The sequence below is a fragment of the Campylobacter massiliensis genome, from assembly GCF_014253065.1.
Lineage (GTDB): Bacteria > Campylobacterota > Campylobacteria > Campylobacterales > Campylobacteraceae > Campylobacter_A > Campylobacter_A massiliensis.
In genome coordinates, this window is the sequence record NZ_JACLZK010000001.1 from 140,548 (window position 1) to 159,760 (window position 19,213).

Genomic DNA, 19,213 nt, shown 5'->3' on the forward strand with positions numbered 1-19,213 from the left:
CAGGTAGTGAAAATAAACAAAAACGTAGTCAAATTTGCCGCTCAAATTTGATAAAACTCGGCTAGTTTATTTCACTCATCAGAAATCTTTGAAGTCTTGTAAAGTAGCGCAAAAGCTGTCGCTCCGATAAGCGCAAAGCTCGCAACCATCGGCAGTAGCGTGCCCCGAAACATCTGCCCGATCGCGACGCCGATAGGAAGCGAGATAAAGGTCGAAACCGAGCCGATCAGCGCAGCCGCCATGCCAGCGATCTTGCCCATAGGCTCCATCGCCATCGCGTTTAGGTTGCCAAAAAGTATGCTCACGCAAAAAAAGCTACTCATGCAAAACGCCATAAAAGTCCACAGCGGCGGCACTCCGTCATACGCAAGAACGACGGGCAAAAACGCGACCGCGATAACGCAAAACGCTCCCATGGCGCGCATGCTAAGGTAGCGCATGCCGTAGATCATCACGAGCTTTGCGTTTATCATCGACGCGACGCCAAGAGCCAGCGCGTTTATCGCAAAATAGATAGGAAACTCGTCGCCTAGCTTGTAACTCACCTCAAAAATCTGCTGAGCGGTGCTGATATAGCTCAAAAACATCCCAAAAATCAGCCCCAAAACGATGGTGTAGCCTGCGGTGCGCCTATTTTTCACGACCTGCGCGGCTTCGCTTTTTATCAAATTTAGGCTAAATTTATTGCGATTTTGCGCAGGCAGAGTCTCGCTCTGACGCAGTCCAAACCACGCTAGACACGCAAACCCCATAAAAGTAAGCATCAAAAATATGCTGCGCCAATTATAAATTTTAAAGATAAAGCCGCCGATAATCGGGGCGAGTGCCGGCACGATGATGAAGACGGCCGCGATAAAACTCATCACGCGAGCCATCGCGCGCCCCTCGTAAAGATCGCGGATAAGCGCCATCGCGATGATCCTAGGGCCCGCAGCGCCTAGTCCCTGGAAAAATCTGCTTGCTAAAAGCGCGGTAAAATCGCTCGTGACGACCGAAATAAAGGAGCTTGCCGTAAATATCGCAAGCGCTAGCAGCACGGCGTTTCGTCGCCCGATAAAGTCGCTAAGCGGCCCGTAAAATATCTGTCCGACGGCAAAACCCGCAAACATCGAGGAGATGACGAGCTGGGTTTGGTTTATCTGCGTCACGCCAAGATCCAGGCCGATCTGCATGAGTGCTGGCAGCATCGCGTCGGTGCTCATCGCCCCAAGCGAGGTAAGAAGCGCCATAAGCGCGACAAATTCTACGAAAGGCAAGGCTTTGGGGATAAATTTCATATTAAATTTCCACTTTTTGGATTTAGGGGCGATTGTATAAAAAATAAGCTTAAATTTTGAGCTCGGTTTGGGTGAAAATTTGCGTCGAATAAATTTAACGTTTTGGAAACCGGCGGTTTAAAAAGTAGCAAGCCAGGCAAAGCCCCGCGATGTCCGCGATAAACGGATGACCTATTCTAGGACAGAGATTTGTTGGAAAAATTATGTCTAAAATTCGATTAAGCTAAATTTGTCGTGGAATCTAAAAAAATGCAATTATGTATTTTATTTTGTAGTATAAAATGAATATGGTGGTTAGAGGCGACTTGACGATGTCTTTAAAAGACCTGGTATTACGCTATTTCTTTAATAAAAATGATAAAAATATTTTTAAAATATTTTTGGGTAATTCAGTTTTTAAAGCTCGAAAAAATGGTAATGAAAACTTTACTTTTCAATACAAAAACGTAGATATGCCCTAAAATAGGCACTTTGCGATTTAAGCATTCGCCGTTTTTAAGTTTCAAACGCTTAAACGGCTAAATTTTCTTAAGAATAGGGTATGTTTCACGGATTTTTTGCTCGAAACTTAATTAAGGTTCGTTTGTGAAAATAAAAGCCGTTTTTATTCGTTTCACGCTTCGCTACCATAGGCTCTATTTTTTGCCTTTAGCAATTATTCGTTTTACTTCGTCTTTAAAACTATCATCTTGCTTTAGTTCTTTAAATTTCGTATATTCTAATTCTGCTTTAGCTTTTGCATTATCAGCGCTAAATTTACCAAAGCCTTTTAGAATTTCATATCCGTTAAAGATTAAAAAATTATCTACTTTAATATCCCAATCTTTCATCTGAATTACTTTGCCTTGTTCTGCTTGGTTTTCTGCATAGTCAAGCAACATGCCAGTTAATCTATTAAGTCCGTTTAGCTCGTCCTCGTATAAATAATTTTTAGCTACAGCGACATCTGACTTTATCGGCTCTTTGCCTCTATCGCTTCCGCTCCAAGTCGTTAAGCCCATATTTGGCTTTGTATGGTCTGCACGCTCTTTGATAATCTCCGCCGATGTCTTTTTGGTTACTGCATATTCTAGTTTATTTTGGATATTAGCAAAGAAATTTTTAGCCGTCTGCGATGTCTTATCATAATCCACGCTTAGCGCGAATAACTCCCTAACTTTTTCATAAAATAACTTCTCACTAGCCCTTATGGCTCGTATGCGTTCTAATAATTCTTTAAAGTAGTCTTTATTAAATACGTTATTACCTTGTTTTAGCCTCTCATCATCGAGCACAAAGCCTTTAATGATGTATTCTTTTAGCGTGCTAGTAGCCCATTGTCTAAACTGTGTTGCTTTTACGCTGTTTATACGATAGCCTACTGCGATTATCATATCAAGATTATAAAATGTGGTTAGATATTTTTTGCCATCATCTGCAGTATGTGAAATTTTTGCACTAACTGAAATCTCTTTTAATTCGCCATCTTTAAGAATATTTTTAATGTGCTTTGTTATGCTAGTTCTATCAACTTCAAAAATATCGGCTATTTGTTTTTGATTTAGCCATATTGTTTCGTTCTCTTTATCGGCTAATATTTGGATATTGACTGTATTGTCGCCAGTTGAATAAATAATAAAATTTTGCTCTTTAGTGTCTATCATTGCATCTCCCACTCATTAGCCTTGTAAATGCCTAGCACATAAGTAACCTCATCATCTATCAAGTAAGGTATCACATAGCCTTTAAAAATCAAGTCACGAATGCTCTCATCGTTAAAATTAATGGACTTACGACAAATAAAAGGCGTCTGTGCTGTGCGTTCTATCTTTGCAATAAGTTCGTTTCTAAACTCTCGCGCTCTGTTTAGGCTGTCTTTGGCTATGAAGTCAAACGCAGCTTTTAATTCGTGGTTAAAACGTGCTGTGCGTCTAACTACCATTTTTCCATCTCGGCTTTTAACGTTTCTAGTGGATAGGTTTCAAGCTCTCCGCGTCTGATAGCTTCTATGTCGGCTTTGTATTCGGCTATCCTTTGCTCCATCGTCTTGCCGTCGTCGTAAATCGGGTAATCCTCGTCTCGCTCCAGCGTCTCAAAGCTTTTATTGGCGCTACTAGCCAAAATCTTGCCTATCGCGACAAGCTGGTTTATTATGGTTTCGTCTGCTCGTATGGTTAGAGTTTGCATATCCTAGCCTTTGTTTTAAAATCCTGTCTTATTTTAACCGCTCGGGGCTTAGGATTTTATTAGCGTTCGTTTTTTCGTCTATCCGTATGCGCTAAATACGGCTTAATCGCGCTAAATTTAAACGTTTTTGCTGTGTTGTAGCGTTCAATTTTTTGCGCCTTTGGTAAAATTTGGTAAAAATATGGCATAATCTGCTCTTGAATAGGCGAACGGCTCGTCAAACAGCCCAGCTTCTTAGCAAAGCATTACCGCCCCTGGGGATAGAAACCTGTGTGAGGGTGTGGGTGGTCTCACCGCCTATTTTAGTAAAGGGTCTCTAAGGGAGCCGTCTTAGAATAAAGCCTTAGCGTCGAACGTCTTAAGGCTTTCCCGTAAAGCAAGCGAACGGTCAAAAACAATAACGACCCAGCATAGCCTGCCCGGGGTTTCCCTGTGTAGAGGAAGGTGGCTCTACCGCTTGCTTTTACTTCTTTTTGTATTCCCTATTAAACACGCTGTAAGCTTCCGCGTTCGCAAAGTCGTCGCGATCAAATATCGGGCTTTTATCTCTAAACCTCATCAGTAAATTTAAATAAGCTTCTTTTGGGTTATCGCTCACGTCTAGCAAAGCCTTTAAATACTCGTCCTTGTATCACCCGAATGAAAAATCCTTGTAAATCGTTTTAGGGTCTAAATTTAGCTTGTATGCCGCGGCGTGAGCCATTAGGCGTAAGTCGTCTTTGAAAAATAGCGATAACTCGTAAAATAGGTCTATGTCGTACATTTTCAATCGTCGCGCTTTATTATGATTTGAGTAGGGGCAAATAGCGCGCCGCCTTGCTCTTGTAGCTCGTAATTTTTACCTAGTATCGTCTCTTTGTTTCTAGCCGTTATCCTGCTGTGTAGTTCAATGTCGCCCAGGTCGCCCGCTTCTTGTAGTAGTCTATTAGCCATTATTTGGTTTTTGATCGCAGTTTGCTTAAAAAAAGTTACCGCCCTTGCGTTGTCGCTTACTACCTGCGTCACGGCTTCGCGTTCGTATTCGTTTAGATCGGATAGTTCGGTTAGATACTGCGTGCCTTTAGCTATCGTGCTTTTTAGGTTTTGGCTTATGCCCTTAGTAATTTTATTTATCGCGCCTGCGCTGAGGTTAAAAAGCTTTTGTAGTGCTCTTTGGCTCATTCCTGCTTTATGTTTGGCTAATATCTGCGCTCTTACTTCGGGCGTTATTTTCATTTTACCGCCTTTAGCTCGCTTACGGCTTGATTTACCGCTTCGCATTCATATCTTACGGCGCGCCCTATCTTGACAAAGGGTAAAGCGAAGTTAAAGCGGTCTTTGTATTTGTCGCTTCTCATCTTAGTAAGCGTGCTTTGCGATAGGTTTAAAATTTGCCCTACCTGCTTTGGCGTTAATAGCTCCATTGCTTGCCTTTTGTAGTGTTTTGAAGTATTTTAACGCGTATTGTGGTGTTTATTGGTTTGTGATGAGGTTGTGGCTGCGCGCTCAATTTTGAGCCGGTTAAATAGACTTATTCAAGGAGGCGATTAAGCCCCCTTTGATAAACCTATGCGCCTTTTAGATTGCTATGCCACGTGTAGCTACCTTTAGGCTCGCCTTTGGCTTGTAAGGCGTCTAATTGCTCGCAAAGATACTTTACGCGCTCCTCTAGCTTTTCGCACTCGCTAGCATAATAATTAAATAATCGGTATGCTTGTAAGCCCGTTTCAAATAATGCGTCCGCAATTCCCTTTGCTTCTCTCTTTGCCACCTCGGCTTGAAACGCTTCGCGCGCCTTGTCGCCTCTTGCTCGGTCTAGCTCAATACCTCGCTTATGTAAGCTAGTCCATAACCTAAAAGCGAAATCTTTTAACTGAGAGTAGCTTGGTGCGTCTGCGCCCTTAGCTAAATATCTCAAAGCTTGGTTAAAGTCTCTTTTGTTCATTGCTCACCTCTTGACTATTTCCCAACCCTTATCATCATAAGCGGTTATTTTCTTGATGAAGTCGTCTGCACTTATCAATCCCTCGCGATACTGCGCTAACGTAAGTTGGATAAACTGGTAGCGCGAGTTAATCTCGCCTAGCTTCGCGTTCTGCTCTTTTGCGGTCTTTAGCTCCTGCTCTGCTTTTTCAAGCGCGCTTAATAAAGCTTCCGCGCTCTCCTCCGCTCTATCTAGCCTGCTTGATAAATCCTCGATTATCTCGTTTGCTCCGATCAGGGCGTCCGTTAAAGCAGTATGGCTCATTTGGTTTAATTCTTGATTTGTTTGCATAACGTATCCTTTCCTTTGGTGTGATTTTATTGGCTTCGCCTACGCGTCGCGCCTTTGGCTCTGCTTGCTTTTTAGTTTGATTAATTCCTGCTCTAGCTCGTATGCTTCGTCCGATACTTCAGCCCATTTATCCGACGCAGTGCGGTAGGCTTGCTCTAGTTCGCTTAGTCTGCTTTGTAGTATCATCTTATCGGCTAGCAGGCTTTGGATTTTATCCTGATAGCCTTTTAGCTGTCTTAGCGCGTAAATATTGCTACAATAGACTAAATAGCCCACGTTGTATATTATTTGCTCGCTTACCTCATCGCTACCGCCGTTATTTTGCCTAATAAGGGCGTTAAAGCTCTCTTTGGTCGTCGGTCTGTCCGGGTTGGCTAGTATTAGCATTTCTTTATCTCCTCTCTTTTCTCGGTTAGCTTTTTTTCTGCATATTGGCTTACAGCCTCAGCAATATCATCGATAACGCCGCTTAAAAAATAGCCTGCATTTATCATCACGTCGCTATTCATATTTGTAGCCTTTTGGAGGTGCGGCAAAGCTAATACTAACGTGCTGATGTTGTTTAGCGTGCTTGGCACTTCATTTGCTAGGTCTAGTTCATCATTTATTTCAAATGTGAGTTTCATTTCTTTGCTCCTTTCATTTTCTCGTCAATGTATCCTTGGGTAGCTATTGCAGCTCCGCCTATTAGCGTCGATAGAAAATAATTTACGTTCTGCTCTGCTTTCTCGTTCGTTCCTACGGCTTTCTGATAATGCGGCAAAGCCTCTACGAGGTATGCTATTGCGCAAAGCGCATCGGGCAATTCATTCTCTACGTCGAATGCATCGTCAAAACTTAGTGTCATTGGGTCTCCTTTTGGTTGATATTTTTTCACTATTGATTAAATAACTAGCGTAATAATATCATCTTTGATTTAATAAGTCAAGTGGTTTTACAATCTTTGATGAAATATTTTGATAATATTTTACATTTTTGATTAAAAATGTTACAATTAGCCAAATTTTACAAAGGGGCAAAAATGCTAAAAAGCGATTTTTTAAAGAGATTGAGCGATTTGGACTTATCGGTCAATGATTTTGCAAATTTAACAAAACTAAGCGCAGGTAGTATTTACAATTGGAATGACGAAAAAAAACCTATTCCGTCTTGGGTTGAGCCGTTTTTAATGTGCTACGAAAAATCCACTCGCTACGAAAAAATCAAAGAATTAACTAAAGACCTTTAACCTCATCGCCTCCAAACTCCCTTTAGATCACACCGCTTTAAAGCTCTCTCCGATAGCTACTTAGATTAGATCTAGCTACCTAAGTTAAATTTACCCAGCTGGCGGTATTTAATTCCCCTAGCTCACGCAGCGCAAAAATGCGTCTAGCTCTATGAATTAAACTCACCTAGCTTTTAGGGTTTTTTGAATAAGTCCGTTTTTATTTTTTCGTGAAATCCAAAAAGGGCGGATTGAATACCCCCGCCCTCTATCCCAGGGAGGTGTCGGTAGTGGCTACGCCCTTTTACTTTGCGCTTATGGGCTAAGTTTGGCTTAGGGCATAAGTTCGCCTATGACGTCGGCTACTGCTACCTCATCGCTTTGGTTATGCGTTCCATTTTTTTGTGGGATGACGATTTTAGAGGCTCGGCTTGTTGCCTTATTTTTAAGGATACGGACAAAGCGCGTATTTAAGGGCATTGCTACGTAAGCCGAAAATTAAGCGCACGCACTGGACTAAAAAGCTTTTGATCGCGTCAAGCTATCCGCCTACGCCCTTGGAGGGGCGGGGCGTATCATCAAATTAACCTCACCCTATTTAAACGCAAAATAAAGCCCGCTATTTGATTTTAACTCTTTTTGGTGTCTTTGTATGTCCTGGAGGCTCTTTTTTGAGCGTAGCCCCCTTATTTTTATTCTATGGGTTATTGTGTTAATTTATTCTCTTTGCTATTAGATTATCGCTCGCTTGTTTCACTCGCTCGCTACTTTAAGGAAAAGAGGGGAAATTTGGAGAGGAGAGGAGGGGGAAAAGTAAATGGAGGGGGAATACACTAAGGGGTCTAATTCTTAAAACGCGTTTTTCGTCGTCTTGAAAAAATATGAGTTATGCTCGTATGCGTGTGTATTATCGCGCCCTTTATTTTTCAAGTTGATTAATAATGTATTAATTTTCCTTTAGACTTGCTGGAGAAGTATGGAGGGCGCAAAAATTCTGTTTCTTAAAGTAAATGAAACGGGCAAAAAATGGCTTAAGGTTCAGGCGGTTTTTGTGTCAAAAATAGGCGGAATAATATGCGATGAGGTTACGGGCGTTACAATGTAACGTTACGGCGTGTTACGGATAGATCGGGGGCTGTTACGCCCTTAGCTCTCTTTTGTTATTGTGCGCTTTGTATGCGAGCTTTGCCGGCTGCGCTTTGGTTGCAGTGTCGATTATTTGCGAGAAATCGCGCACGGCTTGGCGCAGTTGTAGCTCCAGCCGTTCGGCTCTAGGTAGCAATGCAGGTTTATTTAAATCAATGATCGGAGCGGTCGCCTCTAGCCTCCATAAGTCGGTTTTTAACCCGTCTTTGATTTTTTTATCGTAGATGTAGAATTTACTTAGCGAGGATAGCCCGGTATGATTTATGTAAAAAGCATTCTCATATCGTCGCAGATGAAAATATTCGGCTAGTTTTTGCACGTCAAAAGGTGAGGAGCTGTCAATGCATAAATCAACGCTTGAAACATTGCCAACCGCTTTTAAAAGCTCTGCAATGAGACTAGAGGGCGTTTGTTCGTCGCCGTATTGTTTTAGCCCAAATATTTCTAAACGCGCCCTATGCCTGCTATCTTGCGCCGTATTGGCATAAAAGATATTTAGGTCGTCAAGCTCAAAAATATTTGTCAAATTTAGTTCGGTGTCGTATCGATATTTTTTGGCAATCGTTTTAAATCGCCAGTCGCTTTTATCCATTTTACGCCAACTTTTGCGGTATGTCCGTGCGATGAGGTTCAGGCGGTCAAGCTTCGATCCGTCTTTGCTTCGCCTATCTTTACGAAAATCGGCGCGTATGGTGTCTACGGCTATGCTAGGCGTTTCAGCTAGTATTTGGGTAATTTGAGGTAATATTTCCACGTTTTACAATCCAAAGGAGGCGGCTCGCTTGACACTAACCGCCCCCCCCCTAGAAATCTTTAAAATTAACCCTCTGCTAATTGAGGCGCATTTTTAGCTTTTATCGCCTCGATTAGCTTTTTAGCTAACTTTACTTGACCTTTTGGCGTTATTAGAGTGATGAGGTTTAGCCCGCGCTCGCCGTTTGGCTTTGTAAACGTCTGCGGCTTTCGTCTAAAATAGCCCATATTTAGATACTTTTGCAAAGGCTCGTTATTAAACATTAAAATCCTCAGTTCGCGCATTATTTCAAACAGCCGTTTTCCGCCCGTGTCTATGCCCTTATCTTTATCGCAAAGGATTTTCGCATATTCGCCTATTTTAATATCGCCCTTGCTAACCTCAACGGCTCGCGCGAAATCTACGTAAGGCTCATCGGCTTTTACTTTGTATTCTAGGCGTTTTACTTCGTCCTGCGTATCGGCTAGCCTCAAAAGAATATCGGCCGCGGCTCGCGGGTCTGCTAATACGCTTTGAATAGTAACGGGGCGATCGTGACCGGTTAAGATGTAATCGCTAGCCCAATCTCTAAAGGCTACGGTTTGGGGCGTTTCCGTCAGTTTAAAGCCTAGAGTTATTACGCCTTTTTTAGTCCAAAAAGTCTGCTTTGCGTTACCTGTTGCATTTTGCGACAGATAGAAATGCACGCCCTCTTTAAACTCGTTCCTAGCTTTTTGTGAGCGGATAGCTTCCTCGCTTACGCCAAAACCCTCGGCTACTTGCTTATTTGATAAGCTCCACGTGTCTTGATACTCTAAAATCTCTAAATTTAGATCGTTAAATGCTACTATTGCGCTCATATTTTGCCCCCTAAATATCTTTTAGCTTTTTGAAAATCGTCGATACGCCATAATTTAAACCGCCTTTTAGGGGTATTTGCGTCCGTGCACCATCTAAATTTAACTATTTTTTCCCTAAAAAGCTCTACTAAATACTGATTGGCGTTACTTATGCCAAATACTCGCCCCGCGGTTATTTCCGTTCCATCCCACATCATTTTTATTAACGCTGTTTTATGCCTGCTTTGTATCATCGGTTATTTTCCTCTCTTATGCCTAGCTTTATTTCTAGCTCTTTTATGCTCTTGCTTTGCGTCTGCACGATATGAAACAAATCATAAGCGCAATCTAGCAAAGGTTGGGCGACACCGTCTAAGCTTGCCACCTTGTAAGTATGCAAATGCTTTTTAAAAGCCTTTAGCATAACCTCATCGCCTGCGCTAAAGCAAAGTTTGCTAGGCGTAAATACTAGCTTACTCATTATTTGCGCTCCTTTGAAAAAATCGCTCTCTTAGCCGTTGATTTTCGGTGTGGAGGGCTTGGAGCTGATCGCGCTGTTCGTGTAGGACTTGAAATAAATTAAAGGCTACTGCCAGCCCTTGATTTAATCCCTCTTTGTAGTCGCTAGGCTCATCGCTTGTCGCAGATTTTAAGACGTCTGGATAAACGTCACCCAGCATTCGCGCAAAGTCTGAATAAAGCCCTTTTTCGGCTTCATTTTCAAAGGCTTTCATATTACGCGCCTTTCCTCATAAAAAACGCCTCTACCTCGGAGGGGTCAAAAAAGGTAATATTTTTGCTAAACTTTATCGGCTTAAAAAACCTTGCTTGGCAAAATACCACACCGTGCTTAATCCTATGCCGTAAATCTTGGCGATTTGCGACGCTCTTAAATACTTCGGTTTAACTTCGTGTGTTTTCACGCTTTACCCTTTATTGTTCGTATTATCTTTGCAAAGATTAGGCTAATATTACAAAGGTGAGACGCTTATGTCTACGGATTTTGTTTTCCGTTTTTTTTGAAAAATGGGAAATTTGGGGTAAATTTTTAAAAGTTACGTGGTTTTGTATGGAGTTTAGCGCGGTCTTATTTCTCGGGGATAACCGCGCATTTATGGGATTTTATTATTTTGCTATTAGCGCTCGGAAATTAATTTCAGGCTCTTTGTATTCTGCTAGAAAATCGGCGAAATTTTTCATAACGTAATCGTAAATATTTTGGGTTAATGTGCTGTTTTTAATGTCGTCCAGTGCCCTTGTACTAGAAAAATCGGCTAAATCGCGCAAATTATCGCGGAATTTATCCTTTTCTCGCTGTTTTAGTTCGTCTTTTTTTAGATAGTGTATTATTGATGGCTCGCTTTGAAAATAATTATTTGCCCTTTTTAGAAATTCAAAAAAATAAGCGTTTAGTTCCATTCTTTTAAAATCCTTTGTGTGCAAATAGCTTTCATCGTCGCTTTTTATGCCTAAATAATCCTTGTATTCCTCTAGCTCTTTAATGCTTCCACAATAATGGTTTGTCGGTAGTGCTAGCCTTAATAGCCCTCTTGCTCTTTTAAAATTCTCATAGCACGCGATTATCTCTTGTTCGTCTTTTTGTTTGGCTTCTTGTTCGGCTATGTCGCAAAGCTGGCAAAAATAATGGCATAAAATACTGCGTGCCTCGTCTGCGATTTTTTGAGAATTGTTAAATTTAGCTATTAGCGAAAAATCGTCTATTGTAAAGCCGTCCACTTTGTAGCCCTTAATGTCGTCAATCATTTGCTCAAAAAAAAGCCTCTCGCGGTATGGTAAAGAGTATCTATTTAAAATTTTACAAATAACTTCCTCTACCGCCTCGGCTCGCGCGTTTGTTTTATCTGTTTTGTTGTTGTCAAAGGCTTCTAGATCTTTATCTCTGCTTTTGCCCTTTGCGCTTTTGCCTTGCGTCTTACCTGTTGCCATTTCTTGCCTCCTAGTTGTCTTTTATTTCGAGAATGTAACCGCTCCACCAGTCAAGCAAGATTTTAAGCTCGTCCAAAAAATCGGCTTTTTCCGAATAGCTTAAATCTACTTTGTCGCCGTGTAGGTGGTCCAACGCCTTTTTAATAGCCTCTTTGCTTACTCCGTGCTTTTGCATATTGTTAAATGCTTGCGTCGTAAATATGCCCCTTAGGCTATGCAAAGTTACTACGCGTCCAGTTTGCCTATCTCTAAAATTAAAGCCCTTGATCGCATTCGTGGCGGTGTCTTTGTGGATATGGTCGGTAAAGTGGGAATTAATAAAAATGTGCTCGTATGCCCTGCTTAATTTCGCCTGGTCTTGCAATATGCGCATAACCTCATCGCTAATCGGTAATTTGAAGTCGCCTATCTCGCTACGCTTGATTTTTTGCTCGGCTCGCGGTATGGTTAATAGTCTCTTTTCAAAATCTACGTATTGCCATTTTAAGCGAGATAACGGCGCAGCCCTTAGCGGCAGGTGTAGGCATAACTTCATCGCGTTTTTAATCGTCTCAAAATGAGGGTAATCGTAAATAGCGTTAAAAAATGCTTTTAAGTCCTCGCGCTCGGTAAGTTTTGCGTAATGCTCTACTTTGGTTTTGGGTATGAGCGTTTTAGCGTCGATATTTGCCATAATGTTAATTTCGGCGTAGCCGCTCGATACTGCGAATAAAAAGACGCGGTTTAAAATTTGATTGATTATTTCGGCGGTTTGGGGCGTCGTCTTTGATACTTCTTTTAGTATGCTCGCTATCTCGCCGTGAGTTATGCTTTTTATGCCTCTATCTTTTAGGAACGGCATTACGTGATTTTCTATGCGCCCGCGCTTGGTTTTGAGCGTCTGCGGCAAAACGTTTTTAGCTTCAATCTCTAGCCACTCGCTAAAGACCTTTTCAAAGCTCCGGTTATGATCGCTTATTCTTTGAGCTTTGGCGCGCTTCTTGTCCGTTATCGGGTCTGCGCCGTTCATCACTAGCTTTTTAAGCTCGGTTCGCTTCTCTCTTGCCTCGGCTAGCGACAATGTAGGGTAATTGCCTAGCCCGGTGCTATTTGGCTTGCCGCTATCCGGGCTAATAAAGGAAAATACCCAACGTTTACGCCCGGTCTTGCTTACTATTAGCCCTAAGCCGTCGCCGTCCGTGAGCTTGTAGTCTTTGTCTTTAGGCTTTGCCTCTTTGATTTGCTTATCGGTAAGCGGTTTTACTATCCTAGCCATTACGCCTCAATCCCCTAAAATACGTTATTTGAAACGATTTAAAAATATTTTTTGGAGTTTTTGGATCAAAATCCGCCGTAAAAATACTTTTAAAATCGCCGCCGCGTGCTCGCTAAGTGCCTAAAATACGTGGTATGATGAGGTTTAAAAATATTTTTCGCTGTTTAAGCTTCAAAAATACCTATTTTACGATATTATGTAGCAAACGCACCCGCTAATTAAGCATAAATTAATATTATTTGAAACTTGATTAGCCATCTTTACATACAATAGCCCGAATTGTTTTGGTTAATGTTTTTATATCATAGCTATCAATAATGGCAACTGTGTTATATTTAGTATTGTTTTGCCCCATTGTTTTTATTTTTCCCTTTTCTAGAATCACCTGTTGGTCTACTCCACCAGTGATATATAGTTCAATTTTTTTATCTAATATCATGTCTAATATATGAATATGATCCAGATTAAGATTTAAATCATAGTTTTTAACCTGGAATAGTGGCCTTATGTAGAAATCAGAACCTAACTCGTTTTGTTTTTTATAATTTGTGTACCCGCATATAGTATCTAGTCTTTTAAGTGTATCCTCGTTTAATGGATATTTATAGTTAACAGATGTCCTGATTTCCAATCTGAATTCCTTAAAAGATTTTGTTACAATTTTAATATCAAATTCCCCCTTACCACTTTTAAACCCATCTTGTCTAACATCATCATATCTTATGACATCAATAGGGCAACCGCCTTTTTCCTTGCAAGATATGAACTGTTTTAAATATAAAGCTACTGCTATCTCTCCAAGTATACCTTCTAGCTGCTTATCGAATTTTTTTGATCTCAGTCTAGATGAAGTATTTTGATTAGCATCCATTGTATATTCGCTTTTTATCAATGATTGAACTATCGATTTTAAAATTGAATTAAAATCAAAATTAACCTTTAAGACATTAAAAATGCCTATTGAGGTTTGGATCTCAATTACATTAAAAGTTATTTGGTGTTCTAGGACAGATATATATTTTATAATATCATCAATATTTGTATTATTTACCATTTAAAATATACTCTCTTTCATCTTTGTCTAGCTCAAAACTATCAAATATTATTTCATCTATATTAGCTTGCATTTGCAATATCTGTTTTTCTAAATTTATTGCTATTGTTTTATCACGCTCAAAAAGTCCTTGCCACTGCTCTTTGAAATTTCTTTCTTCTAGTTTATTTTTGAAATTAATCTTTTTACTTTTTTGAAGTTCTTTTATAAACTCATCAAAATTTATAGTATAAAATTTTTTAATCTTATTTGAAATATTATCAAGTTCTAGAGAACTATAAAATTTGTGAAGTTCTTGATCAAGCCTAGAATACAAAACCATCAGCTTTTCTCCTAGGCTTTCAAGTTCGTTGGACTTCTTTTTTATATTATTATTTATTGGCAAGCTTCTTAGATTACCTATTCTAATTTCAGGAAAAATATCACCTTTTGCTGGAAATAATGTTTGATAAAGGTAGTTAAAAAGAGTGGAGTTCAGAATACACATTATTGCCTTTAATCCAAATGAACTGTCTTTTTGTATGCCAACATACAATACATGGGTGGAAAAAAATCCATTATCGTCAAAAACGCATTCTAAATTTTTTCCTACACGCCTTATAAAAAGCTTACTATTAGTATAATATTCAGCTTTTGTCGGTCTTTTTAACTCTTTCTCATTAAAATCAAAATATTTAAACCCTTTGATTTTAAATTTTGAAACTTCTTTTCCAGTTACAATTCTTAATGTATGAGTATCTGTTTTTATATCAGATATAAAACGCTTGTCATTGCCAGTTTTAATACTTTCTTTAATATCTAAGAAATTTTGTATACATTCATCGGTCTTGCATTTATCTAAAATTTGCCTATCCATTAATATTAAACTAATATTAAAGCCATGTCTTGGATTTTTAATAAAATCATTATAGGAGATGAGTGATTTTGGATAGATGTAATCTTTTTCGCTCTTTAAGATTTCAACAAATTGTTTCTCTTTGTTCTTATTTAACAATAGAATGATTGTAGGAACTACAGCATCGTTAAAAACGCCATCTGCACAAAATACAATCTTATCAATATTGGTATTTTTAGCTATAAACTCGCGCATAAGACAAAATGATTCATTTTGCAAAAGTGTGCTTGGCACTATAAACCCAAATTTACCATTATTATTTAAAAGCTTTATTGATTTTTCTATAAATAAGGCATAGGTGTCGTATATCTTATAAGGAGTTTCGTAAACATCAGAAAAATATTGCATATCAAGTTTTGATAATAAATTACTTTGATAACTAATATACGGAGGGTTGCCTACTATTATATCAAAACCACCTTTTTCAAACACTTCACTAAATTCTTTTTCCCAGTAAAATTCCTTATCAACAAGAGAATTACCACATTTTATCTTTTGACCTAGATTTACAAGTTTTCTTCCAAATTGTGCGGTTCGTAACCATAACGATAGTTTTGCAATTTCTACCGCCTCAGCATTTATATCTACTCCATAAAGATTATTTTCAAGAACAGTCTTTTGTATATCATAAAGCCCTAAATCGTCAGTTTCAAGCAGTTTTCTTTTATTATCTATAAATTCATGTTCTTTTATTAAAAAGTCTAGTGCTTCATTTAAAAATGCACCACTACCACAAGCTGGGTCTAATATTTTTAAATTTAATAAAAAATCTCTATAAACATTTAAATTTTCTAGATTTTTCAGTTCACCTTTGTTTAGTTTTTTTAAGTTTTTTGCGGGTTCTGTGATATCATTTAGCCCTAATTCCTCTTTCTTGGCATTACAAATTTCTCCAAGAGTTTGATTTAAAATATAGCTAGTGATAAATTTTGGAGTATAAAAAATTCCATCTTTTTTTCTTTTATTGAAGTTGCTTGAAATAATATGCTCTAAATCACTAAGACTTTGTTCGAATATATGTCCTAAAATATTAACTGAAATTTCGCTATTAAAATCATAACTACTTAATGTTTTTACTTTTTCATTTAAGATGTAATCATCTATATTTAAGCTATCCAATATGGTATCAGTTGCAAAAAGCCCTCCATTGTAAGCGGGGATTTTTAGTTTTTCATTTGATGAATTTATTGATTTAAAATAAACCTTATAATAATCATATAAACTATGATTCAAAATATCATTAGAAAATCCATCTATTATACGGTTAATAGTATCTTTGGCAAGAAGTCCACAATCCTCAGCAAAAAATATAAATATCAATCGATCGCATATTTTTTGAGTAAATTTTAGAGCCTCTTGTTTTGTAAAAGCACTATTATTTTTACATATATTTTCAAAAAGCTCTATACGAAAATTTGAATAATCATCATAAAATTTTTTAGAAATTGAGGTCTCTTGTGAGCTACTACGCTCTTTTAGTGAGAAAGGCAAATCTTCTTTGATGGATTCAAACGAGATTAGTGCGTGCAAAAATTTAAAATTTTCAAAATCTAGCTCAAGCAGATTAAAACTTTCAAATTTTAATCTATCTTTGATATAAAATCTAATCTCATCAAAATTACTAACAATAACGTATTTTGCAAATTTATTGTCAAATGAAGATAAGTAGCTAAAAGCTTGTTCTACTGGGCTAAAATCTCTTGATCCTCTTTTATCTAAATCCTTGGTATTTTGTCCTTTTAACTCGATAATTCCAACAACTTTGTTGTTTATAATTATACAACCATCAGCCTTTTTACCATCAATCTTAGTTTTTTCTTCTCTTGTTAGGTTAAAATTATTTGGATTTTGTGTATCTAGTGTATATCCAAGACAATCTACAAAAATATCTTTTAAAAAACTTTCTTGAAATTTTTCCTCTTTTACATTCTTTATAAAATTTTTCTTTGTTTGATATGCCTTGAGTGCATTATACCTTTCCAAAACACTAAATTCATCTAGCATTATTTGCTTGATTACTAAACTTCTATCATCAAAAAGATTCATAAGATTTTACCTCTAACCCACATTGCTACTCTCCCACTCCCTAACAACCATAACCATATCCTCATCATCAAGCATAGCCAACATATCAAGAAGTGCACTCATAGCTTTTGGTTTTTTAGTATCTCCTAGCCAAGAGGCATAAGCACTTAGTGAAATTCCTAGTCTTTGAGCCATCTCTTTTTGAGATATGTCTTTCATTTCAAGATCTTCTATTTGCTTATGAATTTTATGGATAATATGGCATAGCTTTAAAATTCGTCTATTATGTTGCCAGCTTCTAACGACCATAGGTATTCTATCGTCTCTTAGCATTGCAAGCATTTTTAAAAGAGCGCTCATTCCTTGCGGACTATTAACTCCTCTTAGCCACTCTATATATGTTATATTTGCAATGCCTAGCCTATCAGACATCTCTTTTTTAGTGATGTCTTTAAGCTCTTTTATCTCTATTTGCTTATGAATTTCTTCAAGCATTTGTGCTAGTGTCATTTACTATCGCCCCTTGTTTAGTATGTGATTTTATCTAAATTTAACTTAATAAATTTATTTTTAATTTATCATATATTATAGCACTAATAAAATACCCGATTATATATGATATTAAGCTTTTTTAAATATATAATAGAATATAATACAATCTCAAAAATATAAAAAGGCTCTACTATGATCTAAATTTATAACAAAAAGGAGGACACAATGGCACAACACTTCTTACTATCCGCCTCTGCAAGAGGTCTCTCCTTAATTCAAATCGCCAAGATGACAGATAAACAAGCATTAGCTCATTTTGCCAAGATAAGATGGTTTGAGAATGACGGCAACCCGATATGTCCTATATGTGGGAATTGCAGCAAAATTTGCTTCATAAAAACTAGAAATGAGTTTAAATGTATGGAATGCCAAAAGAGATTTAGCGTAACTAGTGGCACTATCTTTCACGGTCACAAACTCTCACTTCAAGCTATACTAATGGCGATCGCTCTTTTTACAAATTCTGCTAAAGGTTTATCGGCACTTCAATTAAGTAGGGAGTTAAACGTGCAATATAAAACAGCTTTTGTATTGCTTCATAAAATAAGAGAAAGCTTAATGGAGTATCAAGATGATAAGCAGTTTCAAGGAATTTGTGAGTTAGATGGAGTATATGTGGGACACTACATAAGACCTAAAAATCATAGAAGCAAAAGAATAGATAGGCGAAAAGTAGTAAAACCTAGCAAGAGAGTGGTAATATCACTGCGTCAAAGAAACGAATTTGGAAGTGGAGCAAACAGAACCAGGACGTTTGTTTTAAAGAGTGAAAACCCTATTGATATTAATAAAATCACAAGGAAATTTATACAAGTAGGAAGTGAAATTCATACTGATGAGAACAATGGATACTCTGATTTATCAGCTCATTATAATCATCAAGTAGTAACACATGAAATAGAATACAGTGGTCCGCAAGGAGAAAATAATAATCAATCAGAGAGCTATAACGCTCGTTTTAGACGTATGCAATACGGACAAGTTCATAAGATCGGAGTTCTTTATCTCTCAAACTATGCTAACGAGATAGCATATCGTGAGGATACTAGGAGAATGAATAATGCAAATATAAGCAGAGATATATTAAGAAAGTGCTTAGAAGCTCCGATTTCAAATGAATTCTGTGGATACTGGCAAGGTAATCATAGGGTAGCGGAGAGATTGGGAGCTTGATCTGATTCTTGCACCACGCTATTGATAAATATTATGGCTAGTCATTGTTTATTGAATACAACTTTACTCCATTAACAACTTCTAACTTAAAAATTCTTCTATCCACAAGTTTATACATCACTCCATATACGGTAGTTTTTATGTAATTGATGTTTATGGCGTCGTGTTGTTCCTTGATTTTATCTACTACTTGTTGTGGTGTTACCTTACTATTATTCTTTACTATCTCTATTACATTTCTCATAAGCCTACCATGTCCAAAATAGTTCTTTCTATGTAGTTTTATCTTTATTTGCTTAGTATCAAAGCTAGGATCAAATACTCTTATGGATTTAGTTATGGTATCTAGGTTGGTTTTTAGTTCTTGCAGTAAATCTTGATAGTAGCGTATCTCTCCTTGAAGTTCGGAATGTTTTTCAATCAATGCAGAGATTACGTGAGATTGAGCCATATTTATTCTTAGACCTTTGCAAGATATTTTTAGCTAAATTTTAGCTGAAATATTTATATAGGTCTAGGTGCGTTTGATACATAATATCGCTATTTTAAGCGTTTCAAGCGTTTTAAAATATTTTTTGGAGTGCTTTGTAAGCCCGATGAATAGGGTATTTGGAGAGTTTTAAAAATATTTTTTCGCTTGACTTTTAGAATTTTGCCAAAAATACTTTTAAAATACTTTTAAATCTTTAG

25 protein-coding genes are annotated in these 19,213 nt (G+C 37.9%); 2 read left to right on the forward strand and 23 right to left on the reverse strand.

Annotation, left to right across the window (positions count from 1 at the left end):
* Positions 1 to 71 precede the first annotated feature (71 nt).
* From H7R39_RS00665 to H7R39_RS00715, 13 genes are all read right to left on the reverse strand, one after another.
* Positions 72 to 1,277, reverse strand: a complete 1,206-nt coding sequence (locus H7R39_RS00665; RefSeq protein ID WP_185897523.1) for a multidrug effflux MFS transporter — start codon at positions 1,275 to 1,277, stop codon at positions 72 to 74.
* Between the two features lie 635 nt (positions 1,278 to 1,912).
* The gene (locus tag H7R39_RS00670) at positions 1,913 to 2,932 is read right to left on the reverse strand and encodes a virulence RhuM family protein (RefSeq protein ID WP_323874591.1); all 1,020 of its coding nucleotides are present in this window, start codon (positions 2,930 to 2,932) and stop codon (positions 1,913 to 1,915) included.
* Positions 2,917 to 3,198 (reverse strand): type II toxin-antitoxin system RelE/ParE family toxin, encoded by a 282-nt coding sequence (locus H7R39_RS00675; RefSeq protein ID WP_185897524.1) that lies wholly within the window; start codon positions 3,196 to 3,198, stop codon positions 2,917 to 2,919. Before H7R39_RS00675 ends, H7R39_RS00670 begins: the two co-directional genes overlap by 16 nt.
* The gene (locus tag H7R39_RS00680) at positions 3,192 to 3,443 is read right to left on the reverse strand and encodes a hypothetical protein (RefSeq protein WP_185897525.1); all 252 of its coding nucleotides are present in this window, start codon (positions 3,441 to 3,443) and stop codon (positions 3,192 to 3,194) included. The genes H7R39_RS00675 and H7R39_RS00680 overlap by 7 nt, the downstream gene beginning before the upstream one ends.
* Positions 3,444 to 3,906: 463 nt before the next feature.
* A complete protein-coding gene (locus tag H7R39_RS11385) occupies positions 3,907 to 4,041 on the reverse strand; it encodes a hypothetical protein (protein ID WP_267454434.1) in 135 nt (44 codons plus the stop codon).
* A gap of 33 nt (positions 4,042 to 4,074) precedes the next feature.
* Positions 4,075 to 4,206 carry a hypothetical protein gene (locus H7R39_RS11390; RefSeq protein WP_267454436.1) on the reverse strand — a complete coding sequence of 44 codons (132 nt, stop codon included), beginning with the start codon at positions 4,204 to 4,206 and terminating at the stop codon, positions 4,075 to 4,077.
* A gap of 2 nt (positions 4,207 to 4,208) precedes the next feature.
* Positions 4,209 to 4,658, reverse strand: a complete 450-nt coding sequence (locus H7R39_RS00685) for a hypothetical protein (RefSeq protein WP_185897526.1) — start codon at positions 4,656 to 4,658, stop codon at positions 4,209 to 4,211.
* A complete protein-coding gene (locus H7R39_RS00690) occupies positions 4,655 to 4,846 on the reverse strand; it encodes a helix-turn-helix domain-containing protein (RefSeq protein ID WP_185897527.1) in 192 nt (63 codons plus the stop codon). The genes H7R39_RS00685 and H7R39_RS00690 overlap by 4 nt, the downstream gene beginning before the upstream one ends.
* Before the next feature lie 143 nt (positions 4,847 to 4,989).
* Positions 4,990 to 5,367 carry a hypothetical protein gene (locus tag H7R39_RS00695; RefSeq protein WP_185897528.1) on the reverse strand — a complete coding sequence of 126 codons (378 nt, stop codon included), beginning with the start codon at positions 5,365 to 5,367 and terminating at the stop codon, positions 4,990 to 4,992.
* Positions 5,368 to 5,370: 3 nt separating this feature from the next.
* Positions 5,371 to 5,697: a hypothetical protein gene (locus H7R39_RS00700; protein ID WP_185897529.1), complete on the reverse strand. Its 327-nt coding sequence runs from the start codon at positions 5,695 to 5,697 to the stop codon at positions 5,371 to 5,373.
* Between the two features lie 39 nt (positions 5,698 to 5,736).
* Positions 5,737 to 6,084, reverse strand: coding sequence for a hypothetical protein (locus H7R39_RS00705; protein WP_185897530.1), 348 nt, complete (start codon positions 6,082 to 6,084; stop codon positions 5,737 to 5,739).
* Positions 6,078 to 6,323 carry a hypothetical protein gene (locus H7R39_RS00710; RefSeq protein WP_185897531.1) on the reverse strand — a complete coding sequence of 82 codons (246 nt, stop codon included), beginning with the start codon at positions 6,321 to 6,323 and terminating at the stop codon, positions 6,078 to 6,080. Before H7R39_RS00710 ends, H7R39_RS00705 begins: the two co-directional genes overlap by 7 nt.
* The gene (locus H7R39_RS00715) at positions 6,320 to 6,544 is read right to left on the reverse strand and encodes a hypothetical protein (RefSeq protein WP_185897532.1); all 225 of its coding nucleotides are present in this window, start codon (positions 6,542 to 6,544) and stop codon (positions 6,320 to 6,322) included. Before H7R39_RS00715 ends, H7R39_RS00710 begins: the two co-directional genes overlap by 4 nt.
* A 174-nt stretch (positions 6,545 to 6,718) precedes the next feature.
* Between H7R39_RS00715 and H7R39_RS00720 the strand changes: the two genes are divergently transcribed.
* Entirely contained in the window at positions 6,719 to 6,925 is a 207-nt protein-coding gene (locus H7R39_RS00720; protein WP_185897533.1) for an XRE family transcriptional regulator, read from the forward strand.
* A gap of 1,117 nt (positions 6,926 to 8,042) precedes the next feature.
* Here H7R39_RS00720 and H7R39_RS00725 read toward each other — a convergent pair.
* The 9 genes from H7R39_RS00725 to H7R39_RS11135 all read right to left on the reverse strand — a co-directional run bounded on the left by H7R39_RS00725 (position 8,043) and on the right by H7R39_RS11135 (position 17,308).
* Positions 8,043 to 8,804 (reverse strand): aspartate carbamoyltransferase, encoded by a 762-nt coding sequence (locus tag H7R39_RS00725; RefSeq protein WP_185897534.1) that lies wholly within the window; start codon positions 8,802 to 8,804, stop codon positions 8,043 to 8,045.
* Positions 8,805 to 8,869: 65 nt separating this feature from the next.
* Positions 8,870 to 9,643: a phage antirepressor KilAC domain-containing protein gene (locus H7R39_RS00730; protein WP_185897535.1), complete on the reverse strand. Its 774-nt coding sequence runs from the start codon at positions 9,641 to 9,643 to the stop codon at positions 8,870 to 8,872.
* 229 nt (positions 9,644 to 9,872) lie between these two features.
* The gene (locus H7R39_RS00735) at positions 9,873 to 10,103 is read right to left on the reverse strand and encodes a hypothetical protein (RefSeq protein ID WP_185897536.1); all 231 of its coding nucleotides are present in this window, start codon (positions 10,101 to 10,103) and stop codon (positions 9,873 to 9,875) included.
* Positions 10,096 to 10,356, reverse strand: a complete 261-nt coding sequence (locus tag H7R39_RS00740) for a hypothetical protein (protein WP_185897537.1) — start codon at positions 10,354 to 10,356, stop codon at positions 10,096 to 10,098. The genes H7R39_RS00735 and H7R39_RS00740 overlap by 8 nt, the downstream gene beginning before the upstream one ends.
* A 391-nt stretch (positions 10,357 to 10,747) precedes the next feature.
* Positions 10,748 to 11,569 carry a hypothetical protein gene (locus H7R39_RS00745; protein ID WP_185897538.1) on the reverse strand — a complete coding sequence of 274 codons (822 nt, stop codon included), beginning with the start codon at positions 11,567 to 11,569 and terminating at the stop codon, positions 10,748 to 10,750.
* A gap of 10 nt (positions 11,570 to 11,579) precedes the next feature.
* Positions 11,580 to 12,824, reverse strand: coding sequence for a tyrosine-type recombinase/integrase (locus H7R39_RS00750; protein ID WP_185897539.1), 1,245 nt, complete (start codon positions 12,822 to 12,824; stop codon positions 11,580 to 11,582).
* Positions 12,825 to 13,074: 250 nt separating this feature from the next.
* Positions 13,075 to 13,878 carry a hypothetical protein gene (locus tag H7R39_RS00755; RefSeq protein WP_185897540.1) on the reverse strand — a complete coding sequence of 268 codons (804 nt, stop codon included), beginning with the start codon at positions 13,876 to 13,878 and terminating at the stop codon, positions 13,075 to 13,077.
* Positions 13,868 to 16,819, reverse strand: coding sequence for an Eco57I restriction-modification methylase domain-containing protein (locus tag H7R39_RS00760; RefSeq protein WP_185897541.1), 2,952 nt, complete (start codon positions 16,817 to 16,819; stop codon positions 13,868 to 13,870). Before H7R39_RS00760 ends, H7R39_RS00755 begins: the two co-directional genes overlap by 11 nt.
* Positions 16,820 to 16,831: 12 nt before the next feature.
* Positions 16,832 to 17,308 (reverse strand): helix-turn-helix domain-containing protein, encoded by a 477-nt coding sequence (locus H7R39_RS11135; RefSeq protein ID WP_228724694.1) that lies wholly within the window; start codon positions 17,306 to 17,308, stop codon positions 16,832 to 16,834.
* Positions 17,309 to 17,515: 207 nt separating this feature from the next.
* On the opposite strand from H7R39_RS11135, the gene H7R39_RS00770 reads away from it, so the two are divergent.
* A complete protein-coding gene (locus H7R39_RS00770) occupies positions 17,516 to 18,523 on the forward strand; it encodes an IS1595 family transposase (protein ID WP_185897542.1) in 1,008 nt (335 codons plus the stop codon).
* A 37-nt stretch (positions 18,524 to 18,560) separates the two neighbouring features.
* Here the strand turns inward: H7R39_RS00770 and H7R39_RS00775 are convergent, their stop codons facing one another.
* A complete protein-coding gene (locus H7R39_RS00775) occupies positions 18,561 to 18,974 on the reverse strand; it encodes a hypothetical protein (protein WP_103585693.1) in 414 nt (137 codons plus the stop codon).
* Between the last annotated feature and the right edge of the window lie 239 nt (positions 18,975 to 19,213).